28 protein-coding genes are annotated in these 20,926 nt (G+C 62.0%); 11 read left to right on the top strand and 17 right to left on the bottom strand.

The features are described 5' to 3' along the window. The coding region (locus tag BLW80_RS27660) for an ATP-binding cassette domain-containing protein (protein ID WP_139285961.1) at positions 1-323 on the bottom strand (323 nt) is incomplete at its 3' end. 403 nt (positions 324-726) lie between these two features. Between BLW80_RS27660 and BLW80_RS27655 the strand changes: the two genes are divergently transcribed. Further along, positions 727-1,329, top strand: a complete 603-nt coding sequence (locus tag BLW80_RS27655) for a PAS domain-containing protein (RefSeq protein ID WP_093761530.1) — start codon at positions 727-729, stop codon at positions 1,327-1,329. Positions 1,330-1,332: 3 nt separating this feature from the next. On the opposite strand, the gene BLW80_RS27650 is transcribed toward BLW80_RS27655, so the two are convergent. Both BLW80_RS27650 and BLW80_RS27645 read right to left on the bottom strand, forming a co-directional pair. After that, positions 1,333-1,680 (bottom strand): ArsC family reductase, encoded by a 348-nt coding sequence (locus tag BLW80_RS27650; RefSeq protein WP_093761528.1) that lies wholly within the window; start codon positions 1,678-1,680, stop codon positions 1,333-1,335. 143 nt (positions 1,681-1,823) lie between these two features. After that, a complete protein-coding gene (locus tag BLW80_RS27645) occupies positions 1,824-2,399 on the bottom strand; it encodes a DUF308 domain-containing protein (protein ID WP_093761580.1) in 576 nt (191 codons plus the stop codon). A gap of 165 nt (positions 2,400-2,564) precedes the next feature. On the opposite strand from BLW80_RS27645, the gene BLW80_RS27640 reads away from it, so the two are divergent. From BLW80_RS27640 to BLW80_RS27635, 3 genes are all read left to right on the top strand, one after another. Next, positions 2,565-3,053 (top strand): MarR family winged helix-turn-helix transcriptional regulator, encoded by a 489-nt coding sequence (locus BLW80_RS27640; protein WP_420878644.1) that lies wholly within the window; start codon positions 2,565-2,567, stop codon positions 3,051-3,053. Positions 3,054-3,125: 72 nt separating this feature from the next. Further along, on the top strand, positions 3,126-3,284 hold the full coding sequence (locus BLW80_RS30545; protein ID WP_170849827.1) for a DUF5993 family protein: 159 nt from the start codon (positions 3,126-3,128) through the stop codon (positions 3,282-3,284). A 7-nt stretch (positions 3,285-3,291) separates the two neighbouring features. Beyond that, complete coding sequence (locus BLW80_RS27635) at positions 3,292-3,840, top strand: disulfide bond formation protein B (protein ID WP_093761526.1); 549 nt, start codon at positions 3,292-3,294, stop codon at positions 3,838-3,840. A gap of 239 nt (positions 3,841-4,079) precedes the next feature. Here the strand turns inward: BLW80_RS27635 and BLW80_RS30105 are convergent, their stop codons facing one another. Beyond that, positions 4,080-4,808 carry an SIR2 family protein gene (locus BLW80_RS30105; RefSeq protein WP_139285960.1) on the bottom strand — a complete coding sequence of 243 codons (729 nt, stop codon included), beginning with the start codon at positions 4,806-4,808 and terminating at the stop codon, positions 4,080-4,082. Positions 4,809-4,948: 140 nt separating this feature from the next. On the opposite strand from BLW80_RS30105, the gene BLW80_RS27625 reads away from it, so the two are divergent. After that, positions 4,949-5,611, top strand: coding sequence for an HD domain-containing protein (locus BLW80_RS27625; protein WP_093761522.1), 663 nt, complete (start codon positions 4,949-4,951; stop codon positions 5,609-5,611). 9 nt (positions 5,612-5,620) lie between these two features. On the opposite strand, the gene BLW80_RS27620 is transcribed toward BLW80_RS27625, so the two are convergent. Further along, complete coding sequence (locus BLW80_RS27620; protein ID WP_093761520.1) at positions 5,621-6,127, bottom strand: cytochrome P460 family protein; 507 nt, start codon at positions 6,125-6,127, stop codon at positions 5,621-5,623. 12 nt (positions 6,128-6,139) lie between these two features. Continuing rightward, positions 6,140-7,144 (bottom strand): alpha/beta fold hydrolase, encoded by a 1,005-nt coding sequence (locus tag BLW80_RS27615; protein ID WP_244528472.1) that lies wholly within the window; start codon positions 7,142-7,144, stop codon positions 6,140-6,142. A gap of 255 nt (positions 7,145-7,399) precedes the next feature. On the opposite strand from BLW80_RS27615, the gene BLW80_RS27610 reads away from it, so the two are divergent. Together BLW80_RS27610 and BLW80_RS27605 are read left to right on the top strand one after the other, a co-directional pair. After that, positions 7,400-8,980 carry a winged helix-turn-helix domain-containing tetratricopeptide repeat protein gene (locus BLW80_RS27610; RefSeq protein ID WP_093761518.1) on the top strand — a complete coding sequence of 527 codons (1,581 nt, stop codon included), beginning with the start codon at positions 7,400-7,402 and terminating at the stop codon, positions 8,978-8,980. After that, positions 8,977-9,474, top strand: coding sequence for a peptide deformylase (locus BLW80_RS27605; protein ID WP_093761516.1), 498 nt, complete (start codon positions 8,977-8,979; stop codon positions 9,472-9,474). The genes BLW80_RS27610 and BLW80_RS27605 overlap by 4 nt, the downstream gene beginning before the upstream one ends. A 15-nt stretch (positions 9,475-9,489) precedes the next feature. Here the strand turns inward: BLW80_RS27605 and BLW80_RS27600 are convergent, their stop codons facing one another. Together BLW80_RS27600 and BLW80_RS27595 are read right to left on the bottom strand one after the other, a co-directional pair. Then, positions 9,490-9,783 carry a hypothetical protein gene (locus BLW80_RS27600; protein ID WP_502688640.1) on the bottom strand — a complete coding sequence of 98 codons (294 nt, stop codon included), beginning with the start codon at positions 9,781-9,783 and terminating at the stop codon, positions 9,490-9,492. Beyond that, entirely contained in the window at positions 9,776-10,525 is a 750-nt protein-coding gene (locus tag BLW80_RS27595) for a DUF899 domain-containing protein (protein WP_093761572.1), read from the bottom strand. Before BLW80_RS27595 ends, BLW80_RS27600 begins: the two co-directional genes overlap by 8 nt. Before the next feature lie 122 nt (positions 10,526-10,647). On the opposite strand from BLW80_RS27595, the gene BLW80_RS27590 reads away from it, so the two are divergent. Together BLW80_RS27590 and BLW80_RS27585 are read left to right on the top strand one after the other, a co-directional pair. Continuing rightward, on the top strand, positions 10,648-11,868 hold the full coding sequence (locus BLW80_RS27590) for a winged helix-turn-helix domain-containing protein (RefSeq protein ID WP_093761514.1): 1,221 nt from the start codon (positions 10,648-10,650) through the stop codon (positions 11,866-11,868). 30 nt (positions 11,869-11,898) lie between these two features. Beyond that, positions 11,899-12,537 (top strand): Vgb family protein, encoded by a 639-nt coding sequence (locus BLW80_RS27585; protein ID WP_093761512.1) that lies wholly within the window; start codon positions 11,899-11,901, stop codon positions 12,535-12,537. 21 nt (positions 12,538-12,558) lie between these two features. Here BLW80_RS27585 and BLW80_RS27580 read toward each other — a convergent pair whose 3' ends face one another. The 9 genes from BLW80_RS27580 to BLW80_RS27540 all read right to left on the bottom strand — a co-directional run bounded on the left by BLW80_RS27580 (position 12,559) and on the right by BLW80_RS27540 (position 18,718). Then, positions 12,559-13,158 carry a YdeI/OmpD-associated family protein gene (locus BLW80_RS27580; protein WP_093761510.1) on the bottom strand — a complete coding sequence of 200 codons (600 nt, stop codon included), beginning with the start codon at positions 13,156-13,158 and terminating at the stop codon, positions 12,559-12,561. Positions 13,159-13,180: 22 nt separating this feature from the next. Further along, a complete protein-coding gene (locus tag BLW80_RS27575; protein WP_170849826.1) occupies positions 13,181-13,840 on the bottom strand; it encodes a TenA family protein in 660 nt (219 codons plus the stop codon). A gap of 12 nt (positions 13,841-13,852) precedes the next feature. After that, positions 13,853-14,080, bottom strand: coding sequence for a hypothetical protein (locus BLW80_RS27570; protein ID WP_093761506.1), 228 nt, complete (start codon positions 14,078-14,080; stop codon positions 13,853-13,855). Positions 14,081-14,136: 56 nt separating this feature from the next. Next, a complete protein-coding gene (locus BLW80_RS27565) occupies positions 14,137-14,547 on the bottom strand; it encodes an SRPBCC family protein (protein WP_093761504.1) in 411 nt (136 codons plus the stop codon). Further along, positions 14,544-14,867, bottom strand: coding sequence for an ArsR/SmtB family transcription factor (locus tag BLW80_RS27560; protein ID WP_093761570.1), 324 nt, complete (start codon positions 14,865-14,867; stop codon positions 14,544-14,546). Before BLW80_RS27560 ends, BLW80_RS27565 begins: the two co-directional genes overlap by 4 nt. Before the next feature lie 130 nt (positions 14,868-14,997). Then, the gene (locus BLW80_RS27555; protein ID WP_089263881.1) at positions 14,998-15,342 is read right to left on the bottom strand and encodes a Lin0512 family protein; all 345 of its coding nucleotides are present in this window, start codon (positions 15,340-15,342) and stop codon (positions 14,998-15,000) included. A 91-nt stretch (positions 15,343-15,433) separates the two neighbouring features. Continuing rightward, the gene (locus BLW80_RS27550) at positions 15,434-16,591 is read right to left on the bottom strand and encodes a substrate-binding protein (protein ID WP_170849825.1); all 1,158 of its coding nucleotides are present in this window, start codon (positions 16,589-16,591) and stop codon (positions 15,434-15,436) included. Between the two features lie 107 nt (positions 16,592-16,698). Beyond that, the gene (locus tag BLW80_RS30645) at positions 16,699-17,343 is read right to left on the bottom strand and encodes a hypothetical protein (RefSeq protein ID WP_210185359.1); all 645 of its coding nucleotides are present in this window, start codon (positions 17,341-17,343) and stop codon (positions 16,699-16,701) included. 121 nt (positions 17,344-17,464) lie between these two features. Beyond that, entirely contained in the window at positions 17,465-18,718 is a 1,254-nt protein-coding gene (locus BLW80_RS27540; protein WP_093761500.1) for a serine hydrolase domain-containing protein, read from the bottom strand. A 371-nt stretch (positions 18,719-19,089) separates the two neighbouring features. Here BLW80_RS27540 and BLW80_RS27535 point away from each other — a divergent pair, with 371 nt between their 5' ends. Beyond that, entirely contained in the window at positions 19,090-19,743 is a 654-nt protein-coding gene (locus BLW80_RS27535) for a glutathione S-transferase family protein (protein ID WP_093761498.1), read from the top strand. Between the two features lie 337 nt (positions 19,744-20,080). Next, positions 20,081-20,926, top strand: coding sequence for a toll/interleukin-1 receptor domain-containing protein (locus BLW80_RS27530; protein ID WP_093761496.1), 846 nt, complete (start codon positions 20,081-20,083; stop codon positions 20,924-20,926).

The following is a 20,926-nucleotide window of genomic DNA, read 5'->3' as shown; positions in this document are numbered from 1 at the left end:
CGCTGCAGTGCAACACGGACATTTTCCAGCGCCGTCAGATGCGGAAACACCGCGGAAATCTGGAACGAACGTACGAGGCCAAGGCGCGCCACGTCGGCGGGCGCCGTCGCGGTGATGTCCTTGCCCTTGTAGAAAATCTGGCCGGCGGACGGCTGCATGAACTTGGTCAGCAGATTGAAACACGTCGTCTTGCCGGCCCCGTTAGGGCCGATCAATGCGTGAATGGTACCGCGGCGAACTTTGAGACTGACATCGCGGACTGCGAAAAAGCCCGCAAATTCCTTGGTCAATCCGTTGGTTTCGAGAATGAACTCATCGGTCAAGCAAATTTCCCCCATCGACCTTCCCGGCGTGTGTCTCCGCCAGTGGCCAACTTTTTGCGCAGCCACATTTCAGGGAAACTGAAAGTCATCCCCGCGCGGCCACATCGAGTGGCGCGAATATGCCGTCAACGCGACGGCGAACGCAAGGTGCAATGCGGCAGAATTGGGTGGACTGCCTGTCGCACCGACTTCGCCCTTAGTCGTAGGCAGTTAGCCCCCTGCGCATGCGGAAAGCAGAGTCCGCCTGCGACCGGTCTACCGCGCAGAACGCGTCACCTGTTTGCGCCGCAAGGAGCTTTGAAAATCGCTCGTTAATTGTATTGCGAGGCGACTTCCCGCGTTCATTGATTATTTGCTCGCTGTACTCATACTACCCTCGATCGATATCAGGGGGATCATTGCCGTGGACTTCCAGAGCGCCGACGCGTCCGTGGTGAAGTCCATTCGGCAGCGCGATCTGCTGAACTGCTGGCTACGCCTCTATGCGCCGCAACAGGCCCTGCCCGATATCACAAACTATCGCCCGGATCGGATGGACGACGAACGTCCCGATCTCGTCGACTACATTGTTGATCACAGCACCGCACCGCCGCGGCTCATCATCGACAGTAACGGCACCCGCATGGCGAGCGCCTATGGTACCACCGGCAAGGGCCGCTATCTCGACGACTATCTCGGCCCGATCCTCGGTCCTGTCGTGCTGCCGGCCTATCATGAATGTATCGCACGCGAGTTGCCGACTTACACCGTCTCGATGATCGACGATGTCAACGGACGTCTTGTCGCCTATGAGCGGATGCTGATGCCGTTCTCATCAGGCGATGGCGTCACCCATATCATCGCGTCGCTCAAGACGATCAGCGAGGACGGTGGATTCGAAATCAAAAATCTGATGCGCGGCCATCACACCGTGCCGGTGCCGAAACTCAGCGCGGTGATCGATCGCAGCCTGTCCTATCGTGCGCCGCACCGGCTCGCAGCCGGCGACGTCGTCGAGATCGACTGATCGCTATTTTACGTCTTTTGCGTAAATCTCCGGCTTGAAGCCAACCACAAGCTTGCCGCCAAGATCGAGCACAGGCCGCTTGATCATCGAGGGCTGCTCGAGCATCAGCGCGATTGCCTTGCTCTCGTTCAGACCTTCCTTGGCAGCGTCATCGAGCTTGCGAAACGTGGTGCCGGCGCGATTGAGCAGCGTCTCCCAGCCGACCTCCTTGGCCCAGCGCTGCAGCCGCGCCTTGTCGATCCCCTCGGCCTTGTAGTCATGGAAGCTGTAGGCGACATCGTGGCTATCGAGCCAGGCGCGTGCCTTCTTCATCGTGTCGCAATTCTTGATGCCGTAGATGGTGATGGCCATGAGATCTCGCCGTGCCTGCCAAGAGTGATCGTCGTTCTGACCTGACTAGCAGATCAGGCAGCAGCGGCTGACAGCAAATCCGCGATCATCCACAGAGGCGGCCGATGATGCTGGGGTCGGCATCATCGGTTTGTCCTCAGATCTCAGGCCGGACGCCTGCGGTTCGCGAAGATCAACCACAGCGCCGACACCAGGAAATAGAAGGCGCCGAAACCGGCATAGGGCGCGATATCCACGATCGTCGGCACTGTGGCGCCGCCCGCCTGCTTGACAAAGAACAGGCCGGCCGCGGTTGACTGCGCGCCGCTCAGGATCATCGCCCACTGCGCACCGAATGCGCGCCAGCGTCGAACGCCGGTCACGAGTTGCGCGAGGCCCGCCAATGCCGCCCAGACGCCGAACACCGCGAGTACGGCATTCATCCCCGTGCGCAAGGCGATGGCCACGGCCAGTGCGGCAATGAGGCTCACCCCCACATTCAGCGCCTGCGAGGGATTGGCCAGCAAGCCGCCGCTGCCCTGGGCATCGAACCAGTTCGCAAGTGCATCCCAGGCGGGATAGCTGACCAGTAGGATGGCGGCGGCCCCGGGCGACGAGACGCCAACGGTGAAGGCGGCTGCCACCCAGGCCGCCGCGACGATGCCGCGGACGAGGTAATAACGTGCGAGGTCTCCGCTCGCTACGGCCGGCAGGCTGGCGGTTCCCTGTGGGACGGTCATGCTGGTCTCCATCGAAGCTTGGACCGGGCGCTCTCCACCGGGCTGGCGGAAGAACCTTGGTCAAATTACATATTGCGATAACTAATATCGCGATATGTTTATTGGCTTGAGCAGGCCGCCTTGTCCATATTTATTTATCGCGATATACATTATTGTGATATCGACGTGAGGAGAGTTGCCGTGGTGCCCGCCGACATTCCGCTGGATCACCAGCTCTGTTTTTCGCTCTACAGCGCCAGCATGGCCATCGGCCGCGCCTACAAGCCGCTGCTCGACGCGCTCGAGATCACCTACCCGCAATATCTCGTGCTGAGCACATTGTGGGAGGGCGGCGCACAGAGCGTCGGCGGCATCGCCGACCGGCTGGCGCTGGAATCGAGCACGGTCACGCCGCTGGTGAAGCGGCTCGAGCAGGCCGGCTTCGTCGCGCGCAGGCGAAATCCGGAAGACGAGCGGCAGGTCGTCGTCAGCCTCACGGCCAAAGGCACGGCGCTGCGCGAGAAGGCACGCTGCCTCGGCGAGACGTTGTTCGCCGCGGCCGGCATGACGCCGGAACGGCTGATCGCCCTGAACAGCGAGGTCCATGCCTTTCGGGATGCCGTGACCAACTACACCGGCAAGACAGGTGCGACCGTGGCGGAGAGTGCCGACTGACGCAGATGACACGCGACAGGGCGCCAGCGAATCTGTCGTAAGATACCGGACACATTCAGCGCCGGAGCGACCATGGAGTTCACCGCACTTTTCCTGGCAATCGCCATCACCATGCTCGTCGCATGGTATCGCAGCCGCACGCTCTCGCTGTCGCTGTTCGCCGTGGTGCTGATCGCCTGCGTGGCGACCTTCCTGCACCACGCCACCGACGCGCTGAAACTGTCGTTCTGAGGCCATCATGACCTCACATCGCGCTATCGCCCTCAACGTCCTCGCACTCTACGCCCTCGCCGCGCTGCTGGCGGCCGCCTTTGCTGCGCAGTTCATTTTGGGCGAACTGCCCTGCCCGCTATGCCTGCTGCAGCGGATCATGTTTGCGCTGCTGGCCATCGGCCCGATCCTCAACATTCGCTTCGGCCCGCGCGCCAGCCATTACGCGCTGTCACTGCTTGCAGCCGTCGTCGGCGCCACCGTCTCGACCCGGCAGGTGTTGCTGCACATCATGCCCGGCGATCCCGGCTTCGGCACCGCGCTGTTCGGCTATCACTATTACACTTGGGCACTGATCGGCTTCATCGCAGCCATCGTTCTGTTGTCGCTAGTGCTGCTGTTCGACCGGCAATTCGAGAAGGATCCCGCTGCTTACTCCGCGCCCAGCGTGATCGCGCATGTTGCCGTCTGGCTCGTGATCGGCCTGACGGCTGCGAACGTCGCCTCGACCTTGCTCGAATGCGGCTTCAAGGCCTGCGCGGACGATCCGAAGGTGTATGAGCTGTTGAAGCGATAGCGGCGTCGTTCCCCGCGGGTGCGAGCGACATTACAAATGCGTTGAGCTGGCACGTCAGGACAACCAACCTGCATTGTCGTAGATCTCTCCGAACGTCTGAACCGCGATACAGTTGACTCCCATCGACTCCAAGAAAAAGAGCTTTCCGGCCTGCCTGTCGTCAGACATGTCGTTTTTGTAAACATACCAAGCTGGATGAAAGCGCTCGCGAAATTTCTTGAAGTACTTGGCACGCTCAATCAGAAGCCAGCGGAGAAGACTTCGTTTTCTTCAAGAGCCAAACCAAAGATGAGCAAGGACCTATTGAATACAACATGAATCCAGGTATTCGCACCTGCCCAAATGCGACGATCCTTTGCTCCAAAGAGAGGGGCGGCGCCGCTGCGATGAAGCCAAGTCCGGGCTCGCTGAACCGACCCCATATAGTGGCTAAGTCCCAAGCGAATGCTTCGCTTGTATTTTACCATCCCGTTAATGTGCCAAACGCCGAAAGAAGCGCACGGATCAGTGATAGCTGTTTGGCTAAAGTGACACTCCCACGGGTAGTAACTCGTAAATTTCGGATTTTGCGGACGCCAAAACTGTGCATTGACGGCATCGCTCAACACTTGATCGAAGTTCGTCGTGAGCACTGGAGTACAGTGTCGTACTGCCCAGTTCATGATCTTCCGGTGATGTGGGAGTACATCCCAACCGTCCAGGAGCGCACAAAATTGCTCCTGCAGAACACCGATCTTACTCCCAGACAAGAGCTCCAGCACATCATAAAATTCTGTAAGCGTCGTGCCATGTGGTACCTCGACAAGCCCGGGCGAGCACTCTTGAGCAATCTCGACGAGCAGCTGATCCCAGGAATTTACACGTTTCGATTCTACGTATCGGTGGATGCCGTTTCCGATGATCAGAGCCAAATTATCGCTGCTCTGCTCAAGCAAGGCGCTAAGGCTGTTGACGGGGTTATTGGCCACAATTCCTCATGATGCTGCTTCGGCGATAAAACGGCATACACACTCAGCCTTGCCGCCTGAGTTCTACCCGTTCGCAATCCGAATCTAATGACATCAAAACACGCTTGGCAACGCCCGGCGGCCAATCTAACAACGACGCCATGACTGAGATCACCGGTATCGCTGCCGCCTTCGCTCCGTTCGAAACGCTGGCCTCTTCACTTCTGCATCACATCGAGACCGACGATGGCTCGCATGACGTCGCGCATCTGGCGCGCGTCTGGTTGAACGTCCGCATCATCCAGCAAGCCGAAGGCGGCGATCCCGAAATTCTGGCAGCGGCGACGCTGCTGCACGACTGCGTCGCCGTCGAGAAGAGCTCACCGCTCCGCGCCAGTGCCTCGCGCCTCGCTGCCGAACACGCGGTGACCCTGCTCGCCCCGTTTGGCTGGACGACCGAGCGGCTCGAGCGCGTTGCCCACGCCATCGCGGCGCATAGTTTCTCGGCCAAGATCACGCCCGAGACGATCGAGGCGCAGATCCTGCAGGATGCCGACCGGCTGGATGCTATCGGCGCCATCGGCATCGCGCGCTGCTTCTACACCGCCGGGCGGATGCAGTCCCTGCTGTACGATCCCGAGGATCCCGCTGCACGCCGTCGCGCCTTTGACGATCGCAATTTTGCGATCGACCACCTGCCGGCCAAACTGCTGACGCTCGCGGACGGCTTCAACACCACCACCGGCCGACGCATGGCGCAGGAACGCCACGCGCGGACCGAGGCTTTCCTGACGGCGTTTCTGGCCGAGGTCGGCGTCTCGTGAAGTGGGCGCTTACGGCGCCCACTTCGTGAACACGTAATCCCGCTCCTTCACGCGTGTCTCGTGACACGCAAAGCAGGTTTCATGCTGTGCCTGATCCACCGGCTTGCCGTCGATGAAGCGGCCGAAGCCCCAGCCGCCTGACGCGGCATACTTCTTCGAATCCTTCACCATCACCTGAACCGTTGTGGCGGCACCGGGGATCGAGGCGGCTTCGAATTCAGGCGATTGGGTGTGCTTCCAGGCGAGCTTCACCAGCACCGTGCCATCAGGAAAAGGCAGCTTGCCATCCCGATAGGCTTTGACGGCGATGTCGTTGCCGACCACGGCGCGCAATTCATTCAGAGGCTCGGCCTCCTGCGCCGGCGCGATCAGCTCCCATTTGCGGTAGCCATCGGGAAGCCCGACGCCGTAGATCGGCGACAGGTTGGCGGGACTGACCGTGTTGGCGGCAAAGGCCGCCACCACCACGGATGACACCACGCCTGCCGCGAGGCTCGCTGCAAGAATCCATCGCATCGCGGATCTCCCTCAGCGTGCCATCGCGTCGGCGTCGATGATGGCCTGGGCGAATTCACGCGGTGCTTCCTGCGGCAGGTTGTGACCGATGCCACCATTCACCGTGCGATGCTCGTACTTGCCGGTGAACTTCTTCGCATAGGCCTTGGGATCGGGATGCGGCGCGCCATTGGCGTCGCCTTCCATGGTGATGGTCGGCACCGCAATCACCGGCCCCTGCGCCAGCCGCTTCTCCAGCTCATCATATTTCGCCTCGCCCTGTGCGAGTTCGAGCCGCCAGCGATAGTTGTGGATGGTAATGGCGACGTGATCGGGATTCTCGAACGCCTTGGCCGAGCGGTCATAGGTGGCGTCGTCGAAATTCCACTTCGGCGAGGCCAGCTTCCAGATCAGCTTGGCGAAGTCGTGCCGGTACTTGTCGTAGCCCAGCCGGCCGCGCTCCGTGGTGAAGTAGAACTGGTACCACCATTCCAGTTCAGCCTTCGGCGGCAGCGGCATGCGGTTGCCCTCCTGGCTGCCGATTAGGTAGCCGCTGACGGCGACCAGCGCCTTGACGCGCTCGGGCCAGATCGCAGCCAGAATGTCGGCGGTGCGGCCACCCCAGTCGTAGCCGCCGACCACCGCCTTCTCGATCTTCAGGGCGTCCATGAACGCGACGATGTCGGTGGCGAGCGCTGCCGGCTGGCCATTGCGCACCGTCGCGTCGGACAGGAAGCGCGTCCCGCCATAGCCGCGCAGATACGGGATGATGACGCGGTAGCCGGCCGAGGCCAGCAGCGGCGCGACATCCACGTAGCTGTAGATGTCATAGGGCCAGCCGTGCAGCAGCAGCACAACGGGGCCGTTGGCCGGGCCGTCCTCGGCATAGGCGACGCTGAGGTCGCCGGCATTGATCTGCTTCAGCGGCTTGAACGACGTATGCGTGCCGCGCTTGATGGCCGGGAGCTGCTTGCCGGCCTTGGCGGCCTGCGCCGCGGCGGAGCCGATGCCGCCGAACTGAGCCGCGGCGACGCCCATGAGCGCCGCGCCCAGCAGGCTGCGGCGGTTGAAGTGGCTGGTGTCGCGCTTGTCATTCGTCATGGTGCAGGTCCTCCGGGCAATGACGGTTGAGGCCGTCGATGTGCGGACCATGCCGCGGTACCGGCATCCTCGCTTGAAGATTTCTCCGATTTTCTCTTGAGAAGGCCATGATTTATCGTTGAGACGGGGTGTGCTAGGGGACGCTCCTGCGCACAAGGCCTTGGCGCGACAACAGGTATTGGACCCCCTATCTTGCTGTTCCGGTTCGACGAATTCATCCTCGACACTGACCGGCGGGAGCTACGGCGGGGCACGGACACGGTGGCGGTGGAGCCGCAGGTGTTCGATGTGCTGGAATTCCTGATCCGCGCCCGCGACAAGGTCGTCAGCCGTGACGATCTGCTGGCCCAAGTCTGGCACGGCCGCATCGTGTCCGAGGCGACGCTCAGCAGCCGGGTCAACGCGGCCCGCACGGCCATCGGCGACAATGGCGAGCAGCAGCGGCTGATCCGCACTTTGCCGCGGAAGGGGTTTCGCTTCGTCGGCGAGGTCATCGAACAGACCCACAGCCCCTCTCCGCTCGTGGTGACCGCGCCCGCAACGGAACTCCTGCCCGAAGCCGCCGACCCCGAAGGGCTATCGATCGCGGTGCTGCCCTTCAACAATATGAGCGCGGACCCCGAGCAGGATTATTTCGGCGACGGCATTGCCGAAGAGATCATCACGGCGCTGTCGCGCTGCAGCGGGCTGTTCGTGATCGCACGCAACTCGTCCTTCACCTACAAGTCCAAGCCGGTCGACATCCGCGAGGTCGGCCGCACGCTTGGCGTCAACTACGTGCTCGAAGGCAGCGTCCGCCGTGCCGGCGAGCGGCTGCGCATCATCGCGCAATTGATCGACGCCCGTTCCGGCGCGCATCTATGGGCCGACAAGTTCGATGGCGACCGCAGCGACGTGTTCGACCTGCAGGACCGCATCACCGAACGCGCCGTCGCCGCCATCGAGCCCACGCTGCGCATCGCCGAGATCGAACGGCGCAAGCACAGCCGTCCGAACAAGCCCGATGCCTATGACCTGCTGCTGCGCGCCTCCGGCTACCAACACGATTTCACGCCCGAAAGCATGACCGCGGCGCTGGATTGCCTGCATCAGGCGCTGGCGCTCGATCCGACTTACGCGCCCGCGATGGCAGCAGCGGCCTATTGCCATGCGCAGCGACATTTCCAGGGCTGGATCAGCCCAGACGACGCCCATCGCAGCGAAGGCCTGGCGCTGGCGCATCGCGCCATCGAGCGGATGCCGAACGATCCGCAAATCCTCTGGATGGCCGCGTTTGCGATCTGGAATCTCGCCGAGCCACAGACGGCGAAGGACGCGGCCATCGAATTGTTCAGCCGCTCGCTCGCGATCAATCCAAACTCCGCCACTGCACTCGCACTGGCCGGATGGATCGAGACCATGCGCGGACAGCAGCAGGCCGGCCGCGCTCTGCTCGACCGCGCACGACGTTTGAACCCGCTGGATCCGCACGGCTGGTTCGTCTCCGGTGCGCTGGCCATCGCCGCGATCATCGACGAGAACTATCCCGAAGCGATCAACTGGGCCGATAAGGCGCTGCTGCAGAACCGCCGCTTCGCCGTCGCACTCCGCGCGCTCGCCGTGGCGCTCGTCAAAACCGACGCGCACGAACGCGCCGCACAGGTGGTCGAGGAGCTGCTTACGATCGAACCGGAGCTGACGGTCTCCGCTTTCTTTGCGCGCATCCCCGTCCCCGTGGAGTCAATGGCGCAAACCTATGCCGCCGCCCTGAAAGCGGCTGGGCTGCCGGAATGACCGTCCGCCCGCTCGTCCGCTATCCCGATCCGCGCCTCGCGCAGCCGGCCGCACCTGTCACGGTATTCGACGATGCGCTGCGCGCTCTCGCCGACGATCTGCGCGACACCATGCGTGCCGCTCCCGGCATCGGCATCACCGCGCCGCATATCGGCGTGCTGCTGCGCGTGGTCGTGCTCGATCTCGATCCCGTCAATGGCGCCCACACCTACGTCAATCCGGAGATCGCATGGGCCTCGCCCGAACTGATCATGCATCAGGAAGACAGTGTCTCGATGCCTGGCGTGACTGACGACATCCAGCGCCACGCCCGCGTACGGATCAGCTATCAGGATCTCGACGGCAATACGCAGCTCGAAGAGTCCGACGGCCTGCGTGCGGTTTGCCACCAGCACGAGATCGACCAGCTCAACGGCATGTTCTGGATCCAGCGCCTGTCGCGCCTCAAGCGCGAGCGGCTGATCAAGCGGTTCGAGAAGTTGTCGCGCGCCTGAAGCGCGCGACAACCGTCACGTCCGCCACTGCGATTGGCGGTATCGGCCGGATATCAGCCTGAGCCAAGGCACGGTATGGAACAAACTCATCAGGGCGTACATCACCGCCATTCCACTCCACGGTGATGAGCGCGACGTTGAACAGAGCAGGTCCGGCGAACTGCCATCGAGCACACCCGTCAGCAGCGCCATCAATGCGAAGGCCGGTGCGGCCGCAAGGCATAACCAGTCGGCGGCCGGCGCAAGACCACCCATTTTCCAGCGATAGGCCTTCGCACGATCCATGACATCGTTGAGGACGCTACTCATCGGTCTTCCGGAATGTCGCCTCGCCGGCATCCGAGACCTCGACCCATTTCTTGTCGGGTGCGGCGCCGGCGACATAGTTGTCGTGCCAGTTCCACCATTTGTAGGTCGGAGTCTGCGGATAGCCTTCGGGCGAATCCTCCCAGATCTCCTGGCGGCCGAGCGGCGTCGCGTCGAGATAGCTCCAGGTGGTCCCCATCGCCTCGTCGCCGCGGCTGTTGATGAAATAGGTGCGGAACACGCGGTCGCCGTCACGGAAGAACACGTTATGCCCGTGCCACTCGTCGACACCGAAGTCGGCGTCGAAACTGTCCGTGATGGTGAGCCAGGGCATCTCCCAGCCCATCCGCGCCTTCAAACGCGCGATATCCGCCTGCGGTGCCCGCGAGGCATAGACGAGCGTGGTATCGCGGGCATTCAGATGCGCAAGGTGGGCGACCTGGTCGGCACCCAGTGAACAGCCGCGGCAGGCATGATCGGGCCAGCCGAACACGCCGGGCTCGAAGAAGGCGCGGTAGACGATCAACTGACGGCGGCCGGCGAACAGATCGCGCAGGCTGACCATTCCGCCAGGCCCCTCGAACGCATACGCCTTATTCACTTCCATCCACGGCATCCGCCGGCGCTCAGCAGCGAGCGCGTCGCGCGCCCGCATCACAGCCTTCTCCTTCACGAGCATGTCCGTTCGCGCTGCCTCCCATGCCTGCGGTGACACAATCGGTGGTGTTTTCATCGGTGCCGTCATGGTCTTCTCTCCACTTTCGTCCATCGTCATGCGCTGCCGACACGACTTGCCGGTTGATCGTCGTGAGGTAGATTAGGATCCGGCAATGGACGGGTGGGAGTGACAAGTGTGGCGGGATTTGAATGGACTCCCTGATCACCGCCGCAGGTCATGCGCTGGCGGCGGGTGATCCGCTGGGTGCGTTGAAGCGTGTTGCATTGCGTGATGACGCGCCGGCACTCGCGCTGCGCGGCATCGCAATGGCTCAGCTCGGCGATTTCGCACGCGCGAAGGATCTCGTGAAACGGGCCGCGCGCGCCTTCGGTGCGAAGGAACCCGTGGCGCGTGCGCGGTGCATCGTCGCCGAGGCCGAGATCGCCCTCGTCTCGCGCGATCTGAACTGGCCCAGCAAGACGCTCGACGCCGCACGGCTGACACTCGACGCCCATGGCGACCATGTGAATGCGGCCTATGGCGGCTATCTCGACGTCAGGCGCCTTCTCCTGATCGGACGTCTCGACGAAGCCGAGCGAAAGCTCGGCGCGCTCGATCCCGCGCCTCTGCCACCCGCCTTGCGTACGGCGCACGCGCTGGTCGTAGCCGGCATCGCGATGCGCCGCCTGCAGGCGAAAAAGTCCCGCGCCGCCCTTGCCGACGCGCAGCGCGCCGCCAAGCTCGCTGCAATCCCGGCACTCACTGCCGAGGTCGACATGGCGTCCCGACTTCTCGATGCTCCCGCTGCGCGTCTGATCGCACGCGGCGGCCAACGCGTGTTGCTGCTCGACGATGTCGAGGCGCTGCAGAATTCGAAAGCCATCGTCATCGATGCGTGCCGGCATGTCATCCGCTGTCAGAAAACAGAGCTGTCGCTGGCGACCCGGCCCGTCCTGTTCGCCCTCGCCCGCGCACTCGGCGAAGCATGGCCTGCGGATGTTTCGCGCGAAACGCTGCTGGCGCGCGCATTCCGCGCCAGACATGCCGATGACTCCCATCGCGCGCGGCTCCGCGTCGAGATGGGACGACTGCGCAAACTGCTTGCGCCGCTGGCCGAGGTGAACGCGACCAAGCCCGGTTTTGCGCTGGTACTGCGCCGCGCCCGCGACGTCATCGTGCTGGCGCGGCCCGTCGAGGAAGAACACGCCGCAGTGCTCGCACTTCTTGCCGATGGAGAAGCCTGGTCGAGCTCTGCATTGGCGCTGGCGCTCGGCACCAGCCAGCGCAGCGTTCAGCGGGCACTCGACGAACTGGCGGTGGAGAATAAGGTGCAGCCGCTCGGTCGCGGTCGAGCACGCCGCTGGACGTCGCCATCCCTGCCAGGACTCGCGACGATGTTGTTACTCCCGCCGCCGCTGCCGGATCACTAGGGTCATCGTCACATCATCAGGGAGAGTTACATGACCAACTCAGCAGCCGAAATCATCCGCGAATATGGCCCCTTCGAGGGTGTCGACGGCGTGCACGGCGTCACCTATGACGGCACGCAGGTCTGGTTCGCATCCGGCGACAAACTCCACGCACTCGATCCCGCAAGCGGCAAGACGGTGCGCTCCATCGACGTCGCCGCTCATGCCGGCACGGCATTCGACGGCAAGCATCTGTTCCAGATCGCCGAGGACCGAATCCAGAAGATCGATCCGGCGACCGGCCGCGTGCTGAATACCATCCCTGCGCCCGGCGGCGGTGCCGACTCCGGCATGGCCTGGGCCGAAGGCACGCTGTGGGTGGGACAATATCGCGAGCGCAAGATTCACCAGATCGATCCCGACACTGGAAAGATTCTGCGCACCATCGAGAGCAACCGCTTCGTCACCGGCGTCACCTGGGTCGACGGCGAACTCTGGCACGGCACCTGGGAAAACGACGAGAGCGACATCAGGCGCATCGATCCGCAAACCGGCGAAGCGCTTGAGAAGCTCGCACTGCCGGCAGGCAGCGGCGTCTCCGGCCTCGAGTCAGATGGTGCCGATCAGTTCTTCGCCGGCGGCGGAGCCAGCGGCAAGGTACGCGCGATCAGGCGGCCGAAGCGGAAGTGAAAAGCAACGAGTGACGCCACTTCACTTTCTGGTTTGCGGATAGATCGTCTCGCCCTTCTTGAGCATCTCGACGAAGGCCGCAATCCGCTTCTTGCGGCCGGCTTCGGTCTTCATGTTGTGCACCCGAAATGCCAGTGAGAAGCGGTTCTGGGCGCTGAGCTTGGCCAGCATCGCACGGGCTTTCGGTTCGGCATCGATCGCTTCCTGCAGATCGGCGGGGATCGCCATGTCCTTGCCGCTGCCATAGGCGCGATCCCAGCGGCCATCGGCCTTCGCCGCCTCGACATGGACAAGGCCGTGCTCGGTCATGCGCTCCTCTGCGACGAGGCGCGCAACATTGTCGACATTGATCTTGCTCCACACGCTCTTTTTGCCGCGCGGCGAATAGCGTTGCAGAAAGCTGGTCTCGTCCAGCCCCTTGCGGATACCGTCGATCCAGCCCCAGCACAGCACAACATCGATCGCCTCCTTCGGCGTGATCGATGGAAGGCCGGACTTCAGTTTGTGAACCTTGATCCAGATCTCACCGGCCTTGTCGTGGTTCTTGCCGAGCCATTTATAGAAGGTGTCAGCGTTCTTGAACTCGCGCACATTCGCGGGATCGACCTCGACGGGTGCCATGCTCTGCCCTCACCGCCGCACGCTAGCGCGCGTCCAGCCCCATCTGCCAGAAATCGGCTTCCAGCTTTGATGCCTGGCCAAACAGTTTTGCGAGCTCCGTAAAGCGCCGCTCGGTCATCGCACGCGCGGCGAGATCGTCGAGATGGCGGCGTGCTTTCACCGCGATATCCTGATAGGCGTCGCCGGCATATTCGCCGATCCATTCGCGATACGGATGATTGCCGAGCGCGTCGGCACCACCCGGCGCAAGCTTCTTGCCGATCTCGGCATAACCGATCACGCAGGGCGCCAGCGCCACATGCAGGTCGAGCAGATCGCCGGCGGCGCCGCAATCCAGCACGAAGCGCGTATAGGCCACCGTCGCCTGCAGCTCGGGCGCAGCCTCGATATCGGCCGGCGACAATCCCCACCTCCCGCACAGTTTTATGTGAAGCTCCATCTCGCCGAGAATGGCCGCAAGTCCGCCTTGGGCCGCCTTCATGTCGTCAAGCGAGCGGCTCTTGTACGTCGCCAGCGCATAGGCGCGCGCGAACTGGATCAAGAACAGATAGTCTTGCACCAGATAGGTGCGAAACGCGGGTTCTGGCAGCGTGCCGGCGCCGAGCTGTCGGACGAAACTATGATCGACATAGCTGGACCAGTCATCGGCCGCAGCGGATTTGAGACGATCAAAAATATCCATGCGCATTCCAATTCACGCGTTCATCCGTCCACTGCCCTGCGTTGCTCTACGCCACTTTGCGGCATAGGGCAGCACGAACATATAGAGACCGCTGAACATCAACAGAAACAGCGGTGGCAACGGCGAGAAGGTCACCCAGGCTGGAGGCTCGCCAAATCCGCGGACAGCGAAATTGGCGATGACCGTCAAGGTAAAGGCCAGCGACAGCCAGCGGTGTGCGTATCTGATCCATAGGTTCATGTTGAGTAACCCTCAGTGCAATGCGGAAGTTGCGTGAGATTCTGCGTCGGCCGAATTCAGTCCAGTCGCGCCAGAAGCTGCTCCATCGACGCCAGGAAGCGCGGCCATCCGAACTTGGCGCCCTGATAGGCCTGCTCCTGATCCGGCCGGAAGCCGATCTGCTCCATCCGCAGCAGTGTCCCGTTGTTCGAAGGCGTAAGCGTCCAGGTTACGACACTCTCGAGACCCAGGGCCTCCCACGTGTAAGCGAGCTTTTGGTTCGGCTCGACTTCCGTGACCCGGCAAGCGACCACGCCCCAGTTTGCGCTCAGATCAAAACGGTGCCCGAGGACGGGCTGGAAATCGTTTTTCATCAGCCACTCGGCAATCAGATGCGGCTGGGTCAGCGCGCGCCAGAGCTTTTCCGGCGCGTGGCCAAATTCCCGCTCGACGACGACGGAACGTGTTTCGGCTGCAGTATTGGTCAATTGTCCATCCTCTTCAGCAGTTGTTCGAGATCGTCGAACCGGCTCTCCCAGAACCCGGCCATCTGGCTGGTCCAGTCGAGCAGCGGCGCCAGGGCCGCCGGTTGCGATCGATAATGTGTCTGACGGCCGCTCTGACGATCGAGCACCAGCCCCGCCTGCTTCAGCACGCCGAGATGTTTGGAGACCGCCGGCTGCGAAACCCCGGCTTGCGCGGTCAGTGCCGCGACGGTCTGCTCCCCCTCACGACAAAGTCGCTCGAAGATCGCGCGCCGGGTCGGATCGGCGAGCGTCTTGAAGAGCACATCGAAGGTGTTCGGCATCGCCATCCATAACCCGTCAGTTATCGATCAGATCAATAACCAGTGAGTTATGGATTAGTCAAGCGTGAAAAGGACCGGAGGGAGTTCTCGAGATCGCGGAAGCGAGATCGTCGCCTGAGGCAAGTTTCCTCTACTTGCCGTCGTCGAGGCTCACGATCACCGCCGCATTGGCAATGAGAATGCCGTCGCCGCCGCTCTCGGCTGGAATGTCGAGGCCGCCTTTGACCGCGGTCACGGTCACGGTACCGTAAGGTAATTCCTTCGCGACCGCCGCCGTGTCGACGTCGTCCGGATTCGGCACCGCGACGGTCACATCGACGAACATGTCATGCGGCGTCTTGCCGACCATCCGGAAGAAGCCAACGCTGGAATGGCGGATCGCATCCGACACCGCGCGCTTGGCAGCCTTGGTGGCATCGCGACCGTGGACGTCGACGCCCATACCCATCTCGGTGATACAGCGCACACGTGCCATTCGTTGTCCTCTTCACTCATCCAGAATTGTGTCGATGCCGAGTTAAGAAATCTCGCGCGACTTACACCAGCCGTCTGCTCGCCAGTTGCAATCAGCGACCAGCCAATGTGCAACCCGGCTGCGGCGGAATTCTGCCGAGCGCACGGACGGTGACCAATTCACTGCCCTGCGTCTTGGCGATGAACATGCTCATGGTCGCATAGTGGTTCGCATCGATGGTGACCGTTCCAGTCGGCGACGGGATGGTGAGCCCTGCCAGTGCATCCACGATCGCTTCCTTGTCGACACGGCCTGCCTTCTCGATCGCAGCCTTGAGCGCGATCAGCGTGTTGTAGTGGGTCATGACATAGTTCGACACCAGCACGTCATTGCCGGCTGAGGCCCGCACCCTGGCGACGAACGCCTTCATCTCCGGCGCATCGCTGGTCGCCAGCGACGGCACGACGGTGATCATGTTCTGGCCCTTGCCCTTGAAGATGCCGAGATCGATCTCGGACAATCCCAGGAATGCAACCGTGGTCTCCTTGAACAAGCCCTGATCATCGGCCTGCCGGATGAAATCGATGCCGTCACCCTTCAGCGCGAACAGCAGCACCTTCGGTTTGGCCGCCGCCACCTGCTTGATTAGCGGCGTGAAGTCCGTCTCGGTCCCCTGCGTATATTGCGTGCCGACGATGGTGCCGCCGAGCTTCTCGATCAGCGGCTTGGCAATGTCGAACATCTGGTGCGGCCAGACGCGATCGGCGCCGAGCAGGAAGTAGGTGTTGCCGACAGCCTCGTTCACATAGGGCAGCAACTGGCCGAGATCCTGGTTCGGCACCGTGCTGAACGAGAAGATGTAGCGGCTGCATGTGCCGCCTTCGAAATTGGTGGCATAAAGCAGCGGCGTCTTCGTGCTCTCGGCAAGCGGCCTGATCGCATTGAAGTTGGCCGAGGTAACAGGGCCGACAACCGCCACGACGCCGCTGTCGATCACCGACCGCATCGCGCTCTCGGCGGAGGCCGGCCGGGTCTTGTCATCGACATAGATGATCTCGAGCGGCCTGCCGAGAATGCCACCCAACGCGTTGATCTCCCTGGCAGCGAGATCGAGCCCGAGTTTTGCTTGCTCACCATAAAGTTCGACACCGCCGGAAAACGGCAGCACCGCGCCGACACGGATGGGATCCGCCGTCAGCGCTGCGGAGCCAAGCGCCAAAGGCCCCAGCAGGAATGCGAGCGTCATGACTCGTGCGACAAGTAATTTCATGCGCGCTTCCCTCTGCCATGAGCTGCGCTGTCGGCGCATCTGGACTCGCACTCATGATTGCCCCGGAAAGATCGCAGCGCGCAAGAGCCGATCAGGGCTCTGTCTGCTCAGGGCAACGCGGTCGACCTGGGCACGGGTACGGCAGGCGCGGGAGCGTCAGTGACTGGCGCGACAGGCAGCGGGGTTTCAGTTACGTCCGTTACGGGAGCGGCAGCCACGGGCGCGACACTATCAGGGACAATCGACACAGGTGCTCCAGCAACAGGAGCCGGCGTGATTGCCACTGGCGCACCTGCTGCAGGAGCGTCCCGAGCCACAGGGACAGGAGCAACCACCGGAGGGACTGCGGCATCGATCATCGGCTTGCAGAGCATCACGGCCGCAGCCGCTGAGGTCAATGCCGCCAGACTCTGGAGCTCCGGCGCTTGTCGGGGGTCCCCTGCCACTGCGGCCGCTTCGTCGCGAAGCCTGGCGTTGCAGTCGCAGTTAGGAATGCCGCTCGCCGGCGTGCAGGCATCGTGATTCATGCAGGCAAGATCGAGGGCATCGATGGGTGGCTTGCCCGGCCGGTTGCCGGCACCGCAGTAATTGCCATGAATCAGCGTCGCACCGTCAGTGGCGACAGCCGGATTGCTGCGGGCAGCCCGCGCGCCAGACGCCCGCTCCTGCGCATACAGAGGCGCCGTTGCGACGACGGTGCATGACATCAACAGCGCCGCACACCAGCAGCGCAGCCACGGAGTGATGGACAAGGGTTTTATCATTCTGGAGGGGTCCGCCTGGCGCCGACGGAAGATGTCGGCCGCCAAGCATACGCCCAACCTGCCCCAAGGTTCCCGACCGGGTTCCCCCGGGTTCCACGAACCCTGATGGTCAGCCCGCCATCAGTTCCTTCGCCAGCGCCATATAGGCCGGCAGCGTCACCGGATCGTTGGCGGCATTGCCGGCGACCGGATGCGACGCGTAGCGCGCGATCACCATCTCGGCCTTCGGATCGATATAGAGCCCCTGCCCGTAGACGCCGCGTGCCATATAGGCGCCGTGTTCATTATGGGTCACCCACCACTGGTTGCGATAGGACGCGCCAGGCAGCGTGGTGTAGCCGGCCGGCTTGAACTTGGCGGGATCGGCGCCGCGTTCGATGTCCTCGACCACTGCGCTAGGCACGATCTGGCGGCCATTGAAGCGCCCGTGATTGCGCATCACCTCGCCGAAGCGCGCGAGATCGCGCAGCGTCGTCGACAGCCCGCCGCCACCGCTCTCAGTGCCGATGCGGTCGACGTGATAATGCGCGTCCTCCTCCGCACCCATCGGCGCCCAGATGCGTTCCGACAACAGATCGGACAGCGTCATGCCGCTGGCACGGCGGACGATCCAGGCCAGCACGTCGGTGTTGACGGTCTTGTAGGCGAAGGCCTTGCCATGCTCGCCCTGCTTCTGCTGCGTGCAGAGAAAGGCGAAGATGTCGCTTGCGCCTTCATAGTCCGGCGGGATCGGCGCCATGCCATTGGCACGTCGCAGTCCCCACACATCGGAATTCTTGTCGGTATAGACCTCGGTGTATTTGAGCCCCGTGGTCATATCCATGACCTCATGCACATCAGCATCGCCGAAGGCCGTGGCCTTCAACTCCGGCACATAATCGGTCACCGGCGCCTGCGGATCGATCTTGCCTTCGGCCACCAGAATTCCGGCCAGCGTGCCGGTAAACGACTTGGTCACCGACATCGCAATATGCGGCTTGTGCGGCTTCAGCGCGCCGGCATAACGCTCGTAAATGAGTTTGCCCTTGTGCAGCACGGCAATGCCGTCGGCATAGGTCTCGTCGAACATCCGTGCGAAGGTCATCGACCGGCCGTCCATGGTGGTCGACGTGATGCCGCCGATATCGCGCTCCGCGCGCGGCAACACCGAAGCGCCGCCCGCGCCGCGCCAGACATTCACCGTTGGCACGAGCTGGCGGACATTGCTCCAGGCCCAGCGCAGCTCGGGAAAGTTGCGGAACGAGCCGTCGTGAAAGGTGATGAGCTTGTCCTGCGGCGGCGGAAAGCCTTGCATGAAGCCGAGCGTGTTCGGATCGGTCTCGGCGGCGGTGGGGGCTTGGCTCGGTGCAGGCGCGTCGGACATGAAGGCTCTCCGGGAGGATGGTGAGCCAGTCGTAACATCGCGGAGAATGACGCACATCCCGCGTTTGAGCGGGGGTGCATTGATCAGTCGCATGTCGTCTGGCGACCGCTGCAGGCGACCGTCCTTCACTCGAACAGCCATCTCATCTTTGATCATTCTGAATCGAGCGTGTGACGTTCCGTAATTTCATCTCTAAGTTAGCAGCTCGCTCAATGGTCAATGCTCTCGGTTTCGAAGAATATCCGTAGTCCGGCGGGGCCCGATGACAGGTTCGGCCCGCGAAATTCCGCGGCCAAAAATCGAAATCGGCTGTCGGGAGACGCGCCGGTTGTTCGTCCTAGGGATGTGAAACACCCAGGTGGAGAGAAACAATGCCCACGATTAGCGCCTTCGAACGGTCTCCCGATCGCGGAAGGGGATTGGCGCGTGACATGAGCGTTCGCTGGGCGCTCGAAGAGGTGGGCCAGCCTTACGACGTCCGTCTGCTGTCGTTCGCTGAGATGAAAGAACCCGCGCATCGCAGGCTTCATCCCTTCGGACAGATCCCGACCTACGAAGACGGCGATCTCATGCTGTTCGAGTCGGGGGCGATCGTCTTCCATATCGCGGAACGCCATCCGGGCCTACTGCCAGACGATGCGAATGCCCGGGCGCGCGCGATCGCCTGGATGTTCGCCGCGCTCAGCACCGTGGAGCCGCCGATCGTGGAACGCGGAGCCGCCACGCTCACGGAGCGCGACAAGACCTGGTACGCGACGCGCCTGCCGATCCTCGACGATCGCGTTCGCGCCCGACTGGCAGACCTGTCCATCCGCCTTGGTGACGCCGACTGGCTCGACGGCAGGTTCAGCGCCGGCGACCTGCTGATGGTGACGGTGCTGCGCAGATTGAACGGGTCGGGACTACTGGAGGACTATCCGAACCTCTGCGCCTACATCGCCCGTGGCGAAGCGCGGCCCGCCTACAAGCGCGCCTTCGCCGATCAACTGGCGATCTTCACCGGCAAGCCACCGACCGGCGAGTAAAGGGCCTCGGCGCCTGCGGATCGATCTTGCCGTCAGCGATTGGTGAAGAACTTGGTCACCGACATCGCGAGATGCGGCTTGTGCGGCTCAGAGCGCCGGCATAGCGCTCGTAAATCAGCTGCCTTTATGCAGCATCGCGATGCCGTCGCGGATCACCATTCCTTCTGGAAACACGCCAAACGTTGCCACTTCTAGTCCGGGATGGGGAGCAGCTAGACGTTGCGCAATAGCGAAACGTAAAGCTCCAGCGAAACGCGTCTGGCAGACTAAATTTCTACCCACCTACCTGCCAGCCAAGTGGGTGATTGGTGAAGCTTAGCTCGCAAGAGCGAAAAGCATGACCGCAGCTTCTATCTCGATATCGACCTTCGCCAGAGACCATAGACAGAACATAAGCATCGTGAGAGTCTTCATCAAAGATTGCGAGTACAAACCGCGCGAGATGTCTATGCATGAACTTGAATATGGGCCCGTCTTTGTGTTCGGCGGAAAACACAAAGGGCGCGTGCTATACTACGACGACGATGCAACCGAGAAAACTGCCATATGTTACATTGGCCATCCTCTAAGTTTTCTCGGCACATATGACATCCAACTAAAGCTCTTGAGAGAGCCGACGTTGGGCGACCTTCTGAATCGAAAGGAAGAAATCGATAAAGTGCTTACGGATATAGCGTTGTATGGACGGTGGGACGTAGATGCCCGCTCGCTTCACTCACTTTGGGCCGAAAAATCGATGATCGAGGACAGCTTGTTTGAAGGACGAATGTTCGGCGAGTTCGGACAACTCGACGGATCGAAGGAAGTCTTTCTTTGCCACGCATCGGCCGACAAAGGTTGGGTCCGAATGGTGCACGACGATTTAATGCATGTAGGTGTGAAATGCTGGCTAGACGAAAATAAAATTCGAGTTGGCGATTCAATAGTTTCAAAAATATCGTCTGGATTGGCGTCATCTCAAACAATGATCGCATTTTTATCTAGAAAATCCGTTGATTCGATGTGGGCTCTAAAGGAATGGCAGTCGTTCCTTGCGCGGCAGCTTTCCGGAACTGATATCAAAATCCCGCCTGCTCTACTCGAAAAATGCGACATCCCGCCGATACTGGCGGACATTAAGTACGCGGATTTCACGAAAAGCTATCACGATGGGTACAAGGAAATTTACAACGCCCTGAAGTAG

This window comes from Tardiphaga sp. OK245 (assembly GCF_900108575.1).
Classification (GTDB): Bacteria; Pseudomonadota; Alphaproteobacteria; order Rhizobiales; family Xanthobacteraceae; genus Tardiphaga; species Tardiphaga robiniae.
This window is presented reverse-complemented; position numbering and strand designations above follow the sequence as displayed.